Here is a 13,725-nt window from a genome sequence, read left to right as displayed (position 1 = left end):
CCGGCATATCTGCTCTGCCGCGGATTCAGGAGACAGCTGAGAACTCCGCGACCGCAGCCTGGGGTGCGTCGTGACGGACCAAAGCCTCACCGATGAGGATGGCGTCTGCTCCCTCGCCACGCAGCCTACGGGCATCCTCCAGGCTGAGGATGCCCGACTCGGCGACCTTGACCCGGTCATCCGGGATCAGGGAGGCGAGTTTCCCGAACTGGTTCAGGTCGACCTCGAGCGTTGTGAGATCGCGGTTGTTAATGCCGATCACCTCAACCCCGGCTTTGACGGCCCTGTCCACCTCCTCCTCGGTGTGTGTCTCCACCAGCGCGGTCATGCCGAGCGCGTCGGTCAGGTCCAGGAAAGCCTGTAGCTCCACGTCACTCAGCGCAGCTGCGATGAGCAGAACCATGTCGGTCCCATGCGCGCGGGCCTCGTAGAACTGATATGGATGCACCATGAAGTCCTTGCGGAGCAACGGGGTTTCCACCGCCGCGCGAACCGCGTCGAGGTCCTCCAGCGATCCGTTGAATCGTTGCCGCTCCGTCAGCACGGACACCGCCGTTGCACCGCCCTGCGCATATTCGCTGGCGAGCGCGGCGGGATCAGTGATCTCGGCCAGGTCACCCTTCGATGGTGACCGGCGTTTCACCTCAGCGATCACAGAAAGCCCGGGGGCCCGCAGCGCGGGGACGACAGCCCGAGCCGGAGCCGCCTCCCGGGCCAGCTCCAGCAGTTCCTCGAACGGCTGGACGGCTTGGCGGGCAGCCAGGTCCTCCCTGACCCCGGTGATGATCTCGTCGAGCACGGTCATGTGGTTTCTCCCAACTTTGCGGCGCGGCGAAGCGCGGTGATGACGGCGGCCGCCTTGTGTGAACACTCGGCGTCCTCTCTCTCTGGAACGGAGTCGGCGACAATGCCCGCGCCGGCCTGGACGTGGGCGACGCCATCCTTGAGTACAGCGGTGCGAATCGCGATGGCGGCGTCCGAGTTGCCGGCGAAATCGAAATACCCGACCACACCGCCGTAGAGGCCGCGGCGGCTGACCTCAAGCTGATCAATGATCTCCATGGCGCGCACCTTAGGGGCTCCCGACAACGTACCGGCCGGGAAACAGGAAAGCGTCGCATCCAAAGCGGTGCGGCCCTCTGCGAGACGGCCGCTGACCGCAGCCTCCAAATGCATGATGTGGCTATAGCGGTGGATCTTCATGAACTCATGAACGGTGACGCTGCCCGCCTCACAGATACGGCCGAGGTCGTTTCTCCCGAGATCCACGAGCATCAGATGCTCAGCCCGTTCTTTCGGGTCGGCCAACAGCTCGGCCGCAAGTTTCCTGTCCTCCCTCTCGGTGCGTCCCCTCGGCCGCGACCCAGCGATGGGGCGCGTGGTGGCAACCCCGTCCTGAACGGTGACGAGCGCCTCGGGGCTGGAACCCACGACAGCGAATCCGGGAAGCCGCAGCAGGTACAGATAAGGGCTGGGATTGGTCAGGCGCAGGGCCCGGTAGACCTGCAGCGCGTCGGATGACGTGGCGACGTCGAAACGTTGCGAGACAACTATCTGGAAGGCCTCCCCCGCCTCGATCTCGGCGATAGTGGCCTGGACCACTTCCCCGTAGTCAGCGGAGGTCCGCTGGCGTCTGACCGCCAGGTCGGCGAGTCCCTCCTGCGCCGGCTCCACCAGCGAGGGCACCGGCTCGCGCAGCTGCCGGGCCATCTCCTCGATGCCGGCCACGGCCTCGTGGTATGCCCGCTCGACTCCCGCATCGGTGCCGTCGTAGTTGATGGCGTTGAAGATCAGGTACACCTCCTGCGTCTTGTGATCCAGGACCGCCACCTGGGACGCAAGCATCATCACCAGTTCAGGAAGCCTGAGATCGTCAGCGCAGGTGTCTGGCAGCGCCTCCAGCCGCCGCGCGACGTCGTACCCCAGGTAGCCGACCATTCCGGCATGGAATGGGGGCAGGCCTTCAGCAGCGGGCGTGGCCAGTTCCGTCAGCGTCTGCTGCAGGACGCTGACGGGGTCACCGTCGCCGATGCCCGTCAGTTCCCGGCCCAGCCAGACCGCTTTCCCACCGCACTCGGTGAGGGTGGCGGCAGAATGCACACCGACGAAGGAATACCGCGACCACACCCCCTCCGATGCCGACTCCAGGAGGAAAGTCCCCTCCCGGGTTCCGCACAAGGTGGCGTACAGGCCGATCGCTGTCAGGTGGTCTGCCAGCAGGCGGGTGTGAACGCTGATGACGCGCCGGGTTCTCGCCAGCTCCGTGAACTTTGCAAGGGTTGGCGAGATATTCAGCATTCGACGTCGCTTCCGGTGAGGTCCGTGAAAAAACATGTGCGGTTGCCGGTGTGACAGGCTGCACCAGTCTGCTCAACACGCAGCAGCAGGGCATCACCATCGCAGTCCAGGTGCACGGAGACCACGCGCTGCACATGCCCCGAGGTCTCCCCCTTGACCCAGTAGATCTGACGGCTCCGGGACCAGTAGGTGGCACGCCCGCTGCTCAGCGTGCGTGCGAGCGCCTCGTCGTCCATCCAGGCGAGCATCAGCACCTGCCCCGAGGCGGCGTCCTGAGCGACTGCCGGAACGAGACCGTCGGCGTTGAACCGCACCTTGGCGGCCACGTCCTCCTGCAACCTCATGGAGCCATTGTTCCTGCAAGATCTGGGCCTGACCAACCCGAAAGGCCGTAAACAGTCCTTATTTCTTGGCTTGCGGTTCCGCAGTTGATTTGCCATGCTGGTCCGCGGCGCCAAGACCGGCGCCGCGCCCGGGCCACCGGGCGAGCGAGAGGTTGGGTCATGGCAGGAAAACGGACGCGTCGCAGCAGCGCGGCGAGGCCATTCCGCCTTCCTGCACCAGCCCGCCGCTCAGAGTTCACGCACTCCCGCTGAATTCCTGGGTACCGGCCCTCTCGCCCGGCCTTCCTTCGCTTGCCTCCTTGCCGAGAGGTGTCTGGTAACCCCTGTCATCACACCGAACAGGAGACCATCATGTCCATTTACCCGGTGCCACTGACCGGCACCGTGAACACCCTGATGTGGGCCGACGAGGCCGGCATCGAGGAGGCGGCCATCAAGCAGCTCCGCAACACCTCCACCCTGCCGTGGACTCACGGGCTGCGCGTCATGCCCGACGTCCACTACGGGAAGGGGGCGACCGTCGGATCCGTCATCGCGATGCACCAGGCGGTAGCTCCCGCCGCGGTCGGTGTCGACATAGGCTGCGGCATGACCGCGGTACGCACCAGCCTCAAGCCCAGCCAGCTCCCCGATGATCTCGCCAGGCTCCGGCACGGCATCGAGCGGGGCGTCCCGGTCGGCAACGGTGCGCACACGGACCATGCGCCGGTCATCGACCGGAACGGCGAGCTGAGGCGCAGGTTCAACCAGATATGCGACGATTTCGGCACACTGCACGTCCACCAGCTCTCACGCCCCTTCCACAGGCTGGAGGCCAAGACCATCAGGCAAGTCGGGACCCTCGGCGGCGGCAACCATTTCATTGAGCTGTGTGCTGGAGATGACGACCGGGTCTGGGTGACCCTGCACTCGGGATCACGGGGTGTCGGCAACCGGCTGGCGCAGGAACATATGGAGGTCGCGCAATCCCTCACCCACAATCAGGGGCTGACGGACCGCGACCTGGCAGTGTTCCTGAGCCACACCCCGCAGATGGATGCCTATCTTCATGACCTGTGGTGGGCGCAGTCCTATGCGCTGCTCAACCGCGACGTGATGCTCACCAGCATCTGCGCGGAACTCTCCAGGAACATCCCCGGGATCACCTTCGAGGAGCCGGTCCGCTGCCACCACAACTACGTGGCAGTGGAGAACCATGACGGCCTGGAACTGATCGTCACCCGCAAAGGTGCGATCAGGGCTGGCAGGGACGACCTCGGTGTCATCCCCGGCTCCATGGGAACCGGCTCGTACATCGTCCGGGGGCTTGGGAACCCAGCATCGTATGAGTCGGCCTCACATGGGGCAGGCCGGCGGATGTCGCGGACCCAGGCACGCAGGCAGTTCACCACCGACGACCTCGCCGCACAGACCGAGGGCATCGAGTGCCGCAAGGACTCCGGGGTGGTTGACGAGATCCCGGCGGCCTACAAGGACATCGACCAGGTGATCCGGGCGCAGTCCGACCTGATTGAGGTCATCGCAAGGCTTCAGACCCTGCTGTGCGTCAAGGGCTGACTCATGCCGGCACCCCGTAGGCTGAAGACATGAGTTTTGCCTCCCGCCAGCGTGCGCTGTTGTGTGACCTGATGTCCGAGCTCGGGCCCCTTGCCCCCACCAAGTGCGAGGGCTGGAACGTGGGCGACCTGGCAGCGCACATGTGGGTCCGGGAGCACAGGCCGGCTGCGCTGCCGGGAATCGGATCGCAGCGGTTCGCCGACCGCACCGAGCGCATCCAGATCGAGGCCCTGCACCTGAAGGGTTTCGAGGCCCTCGTGAAGGAGCTGCGCAGCCCCGGCTGGGTGATGCGGCCGCTCGATCGCGTCGTCAACGCGGTGGAGTTCTTCGTCCACCACGAGGACGTGCTGCGTGCGAACGGCCGGTCCCAGCAGATCAGCGAGCGGGACCAGGCACAGCTGCTCCGCACCGTCCGGGTGTTGGCCTTCCGGGCACAGCGCACCTGGGGTGGGCAGCTTGTCCTGGCCCCGGCCGGATCCGACGTGATCCGCTATGGCCGGGGCAACCGCCCGGTGCGGCTGGCGGGTCTGCCGTCAGAACTGCTCCTCTTCCTGACCGGCAGGGAATCAGGTGCCGAGATCACGGGCGAGCCGAGCACCGTAGAAGAGCTACGAGAGGCAATCGGCGGTCTCTGAGCTCAGGCATGTCGCCCTGGTGGACCGGGCACATCCCCGAGTTTGTTTCCCCGGCCTGAACGGAAAACAATAGCCGACAAACTAACGATGGCATACCCACTGTAAACAGCAGGATTCCAGAAAACCCCTACCAAAGAAACCAGCACTCCAACGAAGACGATCCCGGCCCAAAGAGCAACCTGCCGCCGCTGAGTCCGCAGGTATTCTTCTGGGACTTGCTCGTGCACAAGCATCTGGTAACGCAGACGAGAAAGCAGTAGCATCGCAGCAATCAGGGCACCCTCAAACACCAGAACGCTGATTATATGGAAATTAACATCATTCAGCAAAGCTGTAGAAAATGGGACAATACAGATAAAGAACAAGAAATGAAAGTTTGCCATCGCCACTTTGCGTGAAACATGCTCTCTACCTGATGGCAGGCTGCTATGACTAACCCACATAGCAGCTAGCAAAATAAAACTAACCGCGAAGGTCACTAGCGTGGGTAGAGTTGTTTTCAAATAGTGCTCAATAGCATCAGCCGAAGAATCTCCAAGCTTCGGCGTCTTGATCTCTAGTACCATGATTGTCATGGCGATAGCAAAAACACCATCCGAGATGGCATCAAACCTACTTCGGGCAATATTTTGACGCATGCCGATATGCTACCTCGCCTGGAGCCCCCTGGAAGATGATCAGGTAAGTTTATCCATCAATAATTTTCGGACCCTGGCAGCATCCACCTGCCCCTTCATGGCCTTCATGACCTGGCCTATCAGGGTCCCGATCGCCTGGTGTCGACCATTGTGAATCTTCTGGGCCACATCTGGGTTGGCGGCGATCACGTCATCAACTACCGTGCTCAGGACTCCGTCGTCGGAGACGATCCTGAGGCCACGCCCAGCCACGACCTCAGTGGGCTCTCCCTCACCGGCGATCACGCCGTCGAACACGGCGCGCGCCAGTTTGTCAGTCAGCTCCCCAGCATCCACCATCGCCTGAACCTGGACCACGGCCCGCGGAGTCACTCCGAGCGACTCCAGCTCACAGCCGGCCTCGTTGGCCCGCCGGGCCAGTTCGCTCAGCCACCATTTCCTGGCGGCCTGCGGCGAGGCCCCCGCCGCCACGGTGGCCTCGATCAGATCGAGGGCACCGGCCGCGACGATGGCGTTCATGGTCGTGGCGTCGATTTCCCATTCTGAGGCCAGCCGTCGGCGACGCTCCGCCGGAGGTTCCGGCAGCGTGGCTCGCAGCTCCTCGATCCATTCGGGGCCGGGCGCGACAGGGACCAGGTCCGGCTCAGCGAAGTATCGATAGTCCTGCGCCTCCTCTTTGGAACGTCCTGGGCTGGTGGAGCCATCACCCTCGTGGAAATGCCGGGTTTCCTGTTTCACCCTGCCACCTGCTGCGAGGATCGCAGCCTGGCGGCGCATCTCAAAGGTGACGGCCCGTTCGATGGAGCGCAGCGAGTTCACGTTCTTCGTCTCGGTGCGGATCCCCAGTTCCACCACGCCCCTGGGGGCCAATGAGACGTTCGCGTCACAGCGCAGCGATCCTTGTTCCATGCGCACGTCCGAGACGCCCAGAGCCCGCATCAAGTCACGCAGATGGGCAACGTAGGCGCGAGCCACCTGGGGCGCCTTCGCACCGGTCCCGAGGATAGGCCGGGTGACGATCTCGATCAGCGGCATGCCCGCCCGGTTGTAGTCGATGACAGAATGGTCGGCGCCGTGGATGCGTCCCGTCGCCCCGACATGGGTCAGCTTGCCCGCGTCCTCCTCCATGTGGGCTCGCTCGATGTCGATCCCGAAGGTCTCACCGTCGACCTCCACCTCGACCCGGCCGTCGAAGGCGATCGGCTCGTCATACTGCGAGGTCTGGAAATTCTTGGTCATATCCGGGTAGAAGTAGTTCTTCCGGGCGAACCTGCCCCATGGTGCGATCCGGCAGCCGAGTGCCAGGCCGATGCGGATGGCAGACTCCACCGCTTTGGCGTTGACCACGGGCAGGGCTCCCGGCAAGCCGAGGCACACGGGACAAGTCTGGGTGTTCGGCTCCGCTCCGAAACGGGTGGAACAGCCACAGAACATCTTTGATGCCGTGTTCAGCTCGACGTGAACCTCCAGCCCGAGCGCAGGGTCGAAGTTCTCGATGACCGAGTCGAAATCCATCAGGTCTGTCATCACCACACCGCCCTTGTTCCTTCGAGAGGTTTCGCCTGTCTCAGCAGCGGGCCTCCCAGCTTCTCCTCCACAATGCCTTCGAGGAAGCCACCGACCCGGTAGAGGCGGTCATCGGCGAGCGGAGGGGCGATCACCTGCAGGCCGACGGGCAGTCCCTCACTGCTCAGGCCGACGGGGAAACTCGCTGACGCGTTTCCCGCGAGGTTCGACGGGATGGTGCACAGGTCGGCCTTGTACATGGCCATTGGGTCGCTGGTGCGCTCCCCCAGCCTGAACGCCACGGTGGGGGTGGTCGGCGAGACCAGGACGTCACAGGTGGCGAAAGCCGCCTCGAAGTCGCGGGCTACGAGGGTGCGGACCTTCTGGGCTGAGCCGTAGTACTGGTCGTGGTATCCGCTAGATAGAGCGTAGGTGCCGATGATGAGCCGGCGTTTGGCCTCACGACCGAACCCCTGCGCCCGGGTCAGCGAGGTGACGGCTTCCATGTCACGCGACCCGTCATCGCCAAGCCGTAGCCCATAGCGGACTGCATCGAAGCGGGCAAGGTTGCTGGACAGTTCCGCCGGCATGATCAGGTAGTAGGCGGCCAGCGCGTACTCGAAGTGCGGGCAGGAGACCTCGACTACCTCTGCCCCGCCGTCACGCAGCCACTGCACGGCCTCCGCGAACCGGGCCTCCACGCCGGCGTCATACCCCTCACCACCGAACTCCCTGACCACGCCGATCCTCAGGCCTGCGACCTCCTGCCGCCTGGCGGCCTCGGCCAGCGGCAGCAGAGTCTGGGGGATGGAGGTGGAGTCCATGGGATCGTGCCCACCGATGATCTCTTGCAGCAGGGCCGCGTCCAGAACCCCTCGGGTGACGGGTCCCGGCTGATCCAGGCTCGAGGCCATGGCAACCACCCCGTAGCGCGACACTGCACCGTAGGTGGGTTTCACACCGACGGTGCCCGTCACCGCCCCCGGCTGGCGGATGGAGCCTCCCGTGTCGGAGCCCAGAGCAAGTGGAGCGAGACAGCCCGCGATGGCAGCGGATGAGCCACCTCCGGACCCACCGGGAATCCGCTCCAGGTCCCACGGATTGCGTGACGGTCCGAATGCGGAGGTCTCGGTTGAGGATCCCATCGCGAACTCGTCCATATTCGTCTTGCCGAGGATGACGAGCCCAGCCTCTTTGAGCCGCGTCACGACTGTCGCGTCGTAGGGCGGGATCCATCCCTCAAGCATGCGGGAACCGCAGGTGGTGGGCAGTCCCGAGGTGCAGAAGTTGTCCTTCACCGCGATGGGTACCCCGGCGAGCTGGCTGAGTCGCTCCCCCGCCGCACGCCTGGCATCGACCTCGGCTGCCGTGGCCAGGGCGCCATCGGCATCAACGTGGAGGAACGCGTTCAATGCAGGGTTGATGGCCTCGATCTGGTCGAGGTGGGCCTGCGCCAGCTCGACGGCGCTGATCTCACCAGCGGCGAGTAGTGCTGCCTGCTCGTGGGCGGGCCGGGTGATTATCTCGGTCATCAGCTCAGTCCTCGTTCAGGATCCGGGGGACGCGGAAACGCTCGTCCTCGACGTCCGGGGCGCTGGCCAGCACCGCCTCCTGGGGCAGGGAGTCACGCACCTGATCAGGACGCATCACGTTGGTCATGGGAAGGGCATGCGTCATGAGGGGAACATCATCCCCCGCTACCTCACCCACCCGGGCCACGGAGTTGAGGATAACGTCCAGTTCGGGGGCCAGTTCGGCGCATTCCGGCTCGGCCAGTTCCAGCCGGGCCAGTGCCGCCAGCCGTGCCACGTCCTGAGGGGTCAGGGCCACGGTTTCTCCTATTTGGTCTTGGGTTCCCGCTGACGCGGGCCCTGCCAATCCTAACGGCGTACCGCCCGGACCGCTCGTCAAGAATGCGGCACAACCGTCAGAGACGATCTCAGAGCGAACCGGTGAGTATCAAGTAGAACGTCCGGGCCAAAAAGAACACCGCGACAGCCAGCCCGACGGTGATCACTGGCACGAGCACCCGGACCCACTTCTTCCAGCGGGTGGAGGGAACCAGTTCCGGTCCCCACTCCCCAACGCGCGGCTGCGCACGAAGCGGGGTGGAGCCGTTCAGGTTGAGGTCGGAGAAGACGCGCACGAGACCCATTCTAGGGGTATGGGGGCATCACCCAGGCGCCTCAGCTTCGCGGACCCTGATCATAAGAGACACCCACGTAACTTTCATACGCGTTAGCATGTATGCATGAGACGGACTGCCGAGGATGCGGCGAGGACGCGTCTGGCGCTGTTGAAGGCAGCACTGATGGCCTTCGAGGAGAAGGGGTGGCGGGGAGCAACATTCGAGTACGTCGCTGAATGTGCCGGCGTCACCCGCGGTGCTCTCCACCATCACTTCAGCTCCAAGACCGCGCTGCTTTCCGCAGCCCTGGAGTGGGGCTGGAATGAGTACGGAAACCGGCTGTTCGAACACGGCGAAAAACCGGCCAGCGCCGGATCCTGGCTGTATGCCATGCTCGCGGATTTCGTGAGCCTGCTCCGCGATGACAGACAGTTCCGTGCGCTAGCGACCACAACGGTGCTGGTCGCCCCGCTCTCCGGAGACGACAGCACTCCCAAGCACACCGCGCTGAGGCACTGGCGCGACCGTATCGCCGCTGTTCTGGAACACACCGGCACCTGCGCATCGCCCGTCACGACGGCAGGCCTGGTGCTGGTGCTGCTGCAAGGGTTCACCATCACCGCGGTGACCCACCCAGAAGATCTTCCGCAACCCGATGCGCAGGACGCTGCCCTGGCCGGTCTGGTCAAGGGAATGCTCAACATCTCAAGGAATCAATCCCCATGAGCATGAACACCATCTCGTGCTCTGCCCGCGCGACTCCGGACCACACGGCGGCGGGCCCTCTTCACCGGCATGGGACTTCCTGGCCTGCTCCTTCGTTCTGCTGACTCAACCCACCACGCCGATCATCCCCGGAAGGACACGAATGCGTGATCGTAACCTGGAGCACATCCTCGCCCAGATCGATGGACGAGGGTACGCTTCCTACAGGCAGCTGGCCGGCACCCACCGGATCGGTGCATTCCGGCTTGCCATCGACCACATCCAGATCGATCCTTACGCGCCACCCTCACGGATGCGGGTCATCCTTGACCGCGAGACCGCTGGCTTCCCCGGGGAGCTCACCTGCGACGATGCGGGACGGATCGCGGTCAGTGACTTCATGACCCGCCGCTTCCACCAGGCCGCCCGCCGGATCGTGCCCCAACAAAGCGGCACAGGAAACAGCGGTGTGGTCAGCATCGGCCACCCGGGACAGGAGGTGCTGGAGCGCACCAGCGTGCTCATCGCCCCAGACCGGGTCGAGGCGCGGATCGAGGTCGGCCTACCCGCCCGGGGACGCCAGATCCGTGGCCGGGAGGCAGCCCGGCTCCTGACCGAGCTGCTGCCACGCATCGCAGAGGCGTCCCTGATCCACGCCAACCTCGACCAGCGTGCACTTGACGAACACGTGGTGCTGCTGCGTGACCAAGAGCACCTTCGGCGGTCCCTGCCCGGGCGTGGCCTGGTGGCTTTCGTCGGCGATGGGGCGATTCTGCCCCGTCTCTCTGGCGACTCAGACCTTCCCCTGAAAACCGGCGATGCGGTGCCATTCACGGCCCCGGAGACGCTACGGGTCCGGTTTGACCTGCCCAGCGGCAGGAGGGTCAGCGGCATGGGCATAGCAGAGGGAATAACCGTGATCGTCGGCGGCGGCTATCACGGCAAATCAACGCTGCTGCATGCGATCGAACGCGGTGTGTACCCACACATCGGGGGTGATGGGCGCGAGTGGGTCATCACTCGTCCTGAGGCGGTGACCGTGCGCGCCGAGGATGGCCGCGCTGTAACCGATGTGGACATCTCCCCGTTCATCACAAACCTGCCCTCCGGCAGCGACACCCGGTCCTTCACCACCACGAACGCCAGCGGCTCCACCTCTCAGGCGGCAAACCTCGTGGAGGCACTCGAGGCGGGCGCCTCCACGCTGCTGATCGACGAGGACACCTCGGCGACGAACTTCATGATCCGCGACGCACGGATGCGGGCCCTGATCCCAGCGGACAAGGAACCCATCACCCCGTTCGTGGACCGGATCCGCCCGTTGTTCGCCGAGCGGGGAGCCTCGACCATCCTGGTCGCGGGCGGCTCCGGCGCGTTCTTTGACGTGGCCGACCACGTGATCGCCCTCGACCACTACAGGCCGCGCGATGTAACAGCCCAGGCCCATGATCTTGCGACAGGACGAAGGAAAACCTCTCCCGGCGCCGTGTTCAGCGCGTCGTCATCTCGCATCCTGGCGCGCAGCTCCCTTCATCCGCCGGGGAAGAGGAAACCGGCCAAGGCGCAGGGCCGTGCGGGCATCCGTTACGGTGAGGCCACGATCGACCTGGCCTCGGTACCGCAGCTCGTCGACCTAGCGCAAACCCAGGCGATAGCACACGCGATGGACCGTCTGGCTGATCTCCTCGACGACCAGATGAGCCTTCCCGAAGCGGTGACAGCCCTGGAACAGCGGATAGATGCGGAGGGACTTGACTGGCTTTCACCGCATCGTGGGCATCCGGGGCAACTCGCCCGGCCACGCCGCTACGAGATCCAGGCAGCGGTCAACCGGTACCGGGATCTCAGACCCGCGAGGAAGAGGTAGCCCCAGTCACAAAGCCTCGGCGACGAGGCCCGCCGCCCTTCGCAGCGAGTCCAGCTGGCTTGAGATCATGCCCTGTGGCCAGGAGGCCAAGCCGCAGGCCGTGGTCAGCGTCACCCGGGCGGCGGCCTCGTGGGCTGGAATTTCGAGAGGCCGCAGTATTCGGAGCGCCTCCGAGACCAGCTCGTCGACGCTCTGAGACCGCGCGGCTGATGTGTCGACAATCCCCGGCGCCAGGTGCCGGCCCGCGTGCACCCAGTCGGCGACAGCGTCCACTTCCCCCGCGCCACGGAACAGGCGGGTGTCGAGGGCGGCCGTACTGAATCCAGCACGCTCGGCAACCGGCAGCCAGTCTCCCGGGGCACAGCAGTGAAGCCAGGCGCCTCCCGCCAGGGGCCTCAGCGCCTCCACCAGCTCAGGGACACCGGCCCGCCGGTGCTTCCCGAAACCGGAGGCTGTCGGGATGGCACCGTCTGCCACTGCCACCAGCGCGGGCTCATCCACCTGCAGCAGCACCTCTGCGCCGGGAATACGGCGTTGTAGGTCTGCCCGGAGCTGGGCCCAACCCTCGGCCAGCGCCTGGGCCACCTCCCTGCGCGCCCCATGATCCGCCAACAGCCGGTCTCCCCGGGGACGCTCGACGGCCGCCGCCAGAGTCCATGGGCCGGCAATCCCCACCTTCAGGACGCCATCAAAGTCCTGGAGCAGCTCCTCCGCATCATCCAGGTCACGGCGCCACTGCGCCCGAGCGCACAGCTGGTCGGCCCCAGGTGCGCTGGTGAGACGCCATCCGGCTGGCTGCACATCGAAACCCAGGCCATCGATGATCCCCACCGCCCGTCCGACCATCCCGGACGCAAGGCCCCGGTCCGGCAGCTCGGGCAGTGGCAGCACCTCGCCAAGCACATCAGCCATCGCGCTCAGGGCCCCACGGAAGTCCTCTCCGGGGAGCGACCCTGCGGCAGTGACGTACATCAGGCGGCCTCGCTGATCGTCGCAGAGCCGACCACCCGGGTGTCGTCGAAGAACACCATCGACTGCCCGGGCGCCACTCCCCGCGCCGGTTCGTCAAGGTTCACGACCACCTGCCCAGTCTCCGTGGTGATCGTCGCGGGCAATGCCGATCCGTGAGCCCGGTACTGCACCTGTCCCCGCCACGTACCAGCCACCCTGGTCTGAGTCCAGGTGGGACGGATCCCGCCGAGCCGAGAGACCTGCAGTGACTCTCGCGGCCCGACCACGACACGGTTGCCAGCCGGCTCGATCCGCAGCACGTACCGAGGCTTGCCATCGGGAGCCGGCACGCGCAGATCGAGTCCCTTGCGCTGCCCCACCGTGAAACCATGATGGCCACGGTGCCGTCCGAGTTCAGTCCCGGTGTCGTCGACGATGGGACCTGCCGTCTCCCCGAGCTGTGCCCGCAGATAGCCCTGGGTGTTGCCGTCGGGAATAAAGCAGATGTCGTAGGAGTCGGGCTTGCTGGCAACCTTGAGCCCGAGGGCCTCGGCCTCCGCACGCACCTCGGGCTTGGGGGTGTCGGCCAGTGGGAACAGCGAACGGCGCAGCTGTTCCTGGTTCAGCACGCCGAGCACGTAGGACTGATCCTTGTCGGGGTCGGCGGCACGATGCAGTTCCAGTTCCGCCCCGTTGTCCACCACCCTGGCATAGTGGCCCGTCGCGACAGCGTCAAAACCGAGCGCGACTCCTCGCTCGAGTACAGCCGCGAACTTGATCCGCTCGTTGCATCTCAGGCAGGGGTTCGGGGTGCGGCCAGCGCGGTACTCAGCGACGAAGTCATCGATGACCTCCTCCTGGAACTGCTCCGAGAAGTCCCACACGTAGAACGGGATGTCCAGCAGGTCGGCGGCGCGCCTGGCGTCATGGGCGTCCTCCAGGGAACAACAGCCACGAGACCCCTCCCGGTAGGGCTGAGGGTTGCGGTTCAGCGCCAGGTGCACCCCGGTCACGTCATGTCCCGCGGCCACGAGACGCGCGGCTGCGACCGCAGAGTCGACCCCCCCTGACATAGCTGCCAGAACCTTCATACTCC

At 65.2% G+C, this 13,725-nt stretch carries 14 protein-coding genes; 4 read left to right on the top strand and 10 right to left on the bottom strand.

The features are described from left to right. Window positions 1-25: 25 nt before the first annotated feature. Genes trpC through hisI form a run of 3 tightly spaced genes read right to left on the bottom strand, consistent with a single transcriptional unit; the run spans window position 26 to window position 2,642 of the window. A complete protein-coding gene (gene trpC / locus SK1NUM_RS07000) occupies window positions 26-805 on the bottom strand; it encodes an indole-3-glycerol phosphate synthase TrpC (RefSeq protein WP_212327102.1) in 780 nt (259 codons plus the stop codon). After that, window positions 802-2,298, bottom strand: coding sequence for an anthranilate synthase component I (locus tag SK1NUM_RS06995; protein WP_212327100.1), 1,497 nt, complete (start codon window positions 2,296-2,298; stop codon window positions 802-804). Before SK1NUM_RS06995 ends, trpC begins: the two co-directional genes overlap by 4 nt. Next, complete coding sequence (gene hisI, locus SK1NUM_RS06990; RefSeq protein ID WP_212327098.1) at window positions 2,292-2,642, bottom strand: phosphoribosyl-AMP cyclohydrolase; 351 nt, start codon at window positions 2,640-2,642, stop codon at window positions 2,292-2,294. Before hisI ends, SK1NUM_RS06995 begins: the two co-directional genes overlap by 7 nt. Before the next feature lie 351 nt (window positions 2,643-2,993). On the opposite strand from hisI, the gene SK1NUM_RS06985 reads away from it, so the two are divergent. Together SK1NUM_RS06985 and SK1NUM_RS06980 are read left to right on the top strand one after the other, a co-directional pair. Next, window positions 2,994-4,199, top strand: a complete 1,206-nt coding sequence (locus tag SK1NUM_RS06985; protein ID WP_212327096.1) for an RtcB family protein — start codon at window positions 2,994-2,996, stop codon at window positions 4,197-4,199. Window positions 4,200-4,228: 29 nt separating this feature from the next. Further along, on the top strand, window positions 4,229-4,834 hold the full coding sequence (locus tag SK1NUM_RS06980; protein ID WP_212327094.1) for a TIGR03085 family metal-binding protein: 606 nt from the start codon (window positions 4,229-4,231) through the stop codon (window positions 4,832-4,834). Between the two features lie 2 nt (window positions 4,835-4,836). Here the strand turns inward: SK1NUM_RS06980 and SK1NUM_RS06975 are convergent, their stop codons facing one another. The 5 genes from SK1NUM_RS06975 to SK1NUM_RS06955 form a co-directional block, all read right to left on the bottom strand. Then, window positions 4,837-5,472, bottom strand: coding sequence for a TMEM175 family protein (locus SK1NUM_RS06975; protein ID WP_212327092.1), 636 nt, complete (start codon window positions 5,470-5,472; stop codon window positions 4,837-4,839). Window positions 5,473-5,511: 39 nt separating this feature from the next. Continuing rightward, window positions 5,512-6,999 carry an Asp-tRNA(Asn)/Glu-tRNA(Gln) amidotransferase subunit GatB gene (gene gatB / locus SK1NUM_RS06970; protein ID WP_212327089.1) on the bottom strand — a complete coding sequence of 496 codons (1,488 nt, stop codon included), beginning with the start codon at window positions 6,997-6,999 and terminating at the stop codon, window positions 5,512-5,514. After that, the gene (gene gatA / locus SK1NUM_RS06965) at window positions 6,999-8,510 is read right to left on the bottom strand and encodes an Asp-tRNA(Asn)/Glu-tRNA(Gln) amidotransferase subunit GatA (protein ID WP_212327087.1); all 1,512 of its coding nucleotides are present in this window, start codon (window positions 8,508-8,510) and stop codon (window positions 6,999-7,001) included. Before gatA ends, gatB begins: the two co-directional genes overlap by 1 nt. A 4-nt stretch (window positions 8,511-8,514) precedes the next feature. Beyond that, window positions 8,515-8,808: an Asp-tRNA(Asn)/Glu-tRNA(Gln) amidotransferase subunit GatC gene (gatC, locus tag SK1NUM_RS06960; RefSeq protein WP_212327079.1), complete on the bottom strand. Its 294-nt coding sequence runs from the start codon at window positions 8,806-8,808 to the stop codon at window positions 8,515-8,517. 109 nt (window positions 8,809-8,917) lie between these two features. After that, window positions 8,918-9,133, bottom strand: a complete 216-nt coding sequence (locus tag SK1NUM_RS06955) for a hypothetical protein (protein ID WP_223927883.1) — start codon at window positions 9,131-9,133, stop codon at window positions 8,918-8,920. A 96-nt stretch (window positions 9,134-9,229) separates the two neighbouring features. Between SK1NUM_RS06955 and SK1NUM_RS06950 the strand changes: the two genes are divergently transcribed. Together SK1NUM_RS06950 and SK1NUM_RS06945 are read left to right on the top strand one after the other, a co-directional pair. Further along, window positions 9,230-9,832: a TetR/AcrR family transcriptional regulator gene (locus SK1NUM_RS06950; protein ID WP_212327075.1), complete on the top strand. Its 603-nt coding sequence runs from the start codon at window positions 9,230-9,232 to the stop codon at window positions 9,830-9,832. Window positions 9,833-9,974: 142 nt separating this feature from the next. Continuing rightward, a complete protein-coding gene (locus tag SK1NUM_RS06945; protein ID WP_212327073.1) occupies window positions 9,975-11,678 on the top strand; it encodes an ABC-ATPase domain-containing protein in 1,704 nt (567 codons plus the stop codon). Between the two features lie 6 nt (window positions 11,679-11,684). Here SK1NUM_RS06945 and SK1NUM_RS06940 read toward each other — a convergent pair whose 3' ends face one another. Both SK1NUM_RS06940 and mnmA read right to left on the bottom strand, forming a co-directional pair. Continuing rightward, the gene (locus SK1NUM_RS06940; RefSeq protein WP_212327071.1) at window positions 11,685-12,650 is read right to left on the bottom strand and encodes a uroporphyrinogen decarboxylase/cobalamine-independent methonine synthase family protein; all 966 of its coding nucleotides are present in this window, start codon (window positions 12,648-12,650) and stop codon (window positions 11,685-11,687) included. Next, entirely contained in the window at window positions 12,650-13,702 is a 1,053-nt protein-coding gene (gene mnmA, locus SK1NUM_RS06935) for a tRNA 2-thiouridine(34) synthase MnmA (RefSeq protein WP_244980213.1), read from the bottom strand. The genes SK1NUM_RS06940 and mnmA overlap by 1 nt, the downstream gene beginning before the upstream one ends. Window positions 13,703-13,725 lie beyond the last annotated feature (23 nt).

Source organism: Arachnia rubra, assembly GCF_019973735.1.
In the GTDB taxonomy this organism is placed as follows: domain Bacteria; phylum Actinomycetota; class Actinomycetes; order Propionibacteriales; family Propionibacteriaceae; genus Arachnia; species Arachnia rubra.
Note: the sequence above shows the minus strand (reverse complement) of the source record. Positions and strands in the feature narration are given on the sequence as shown.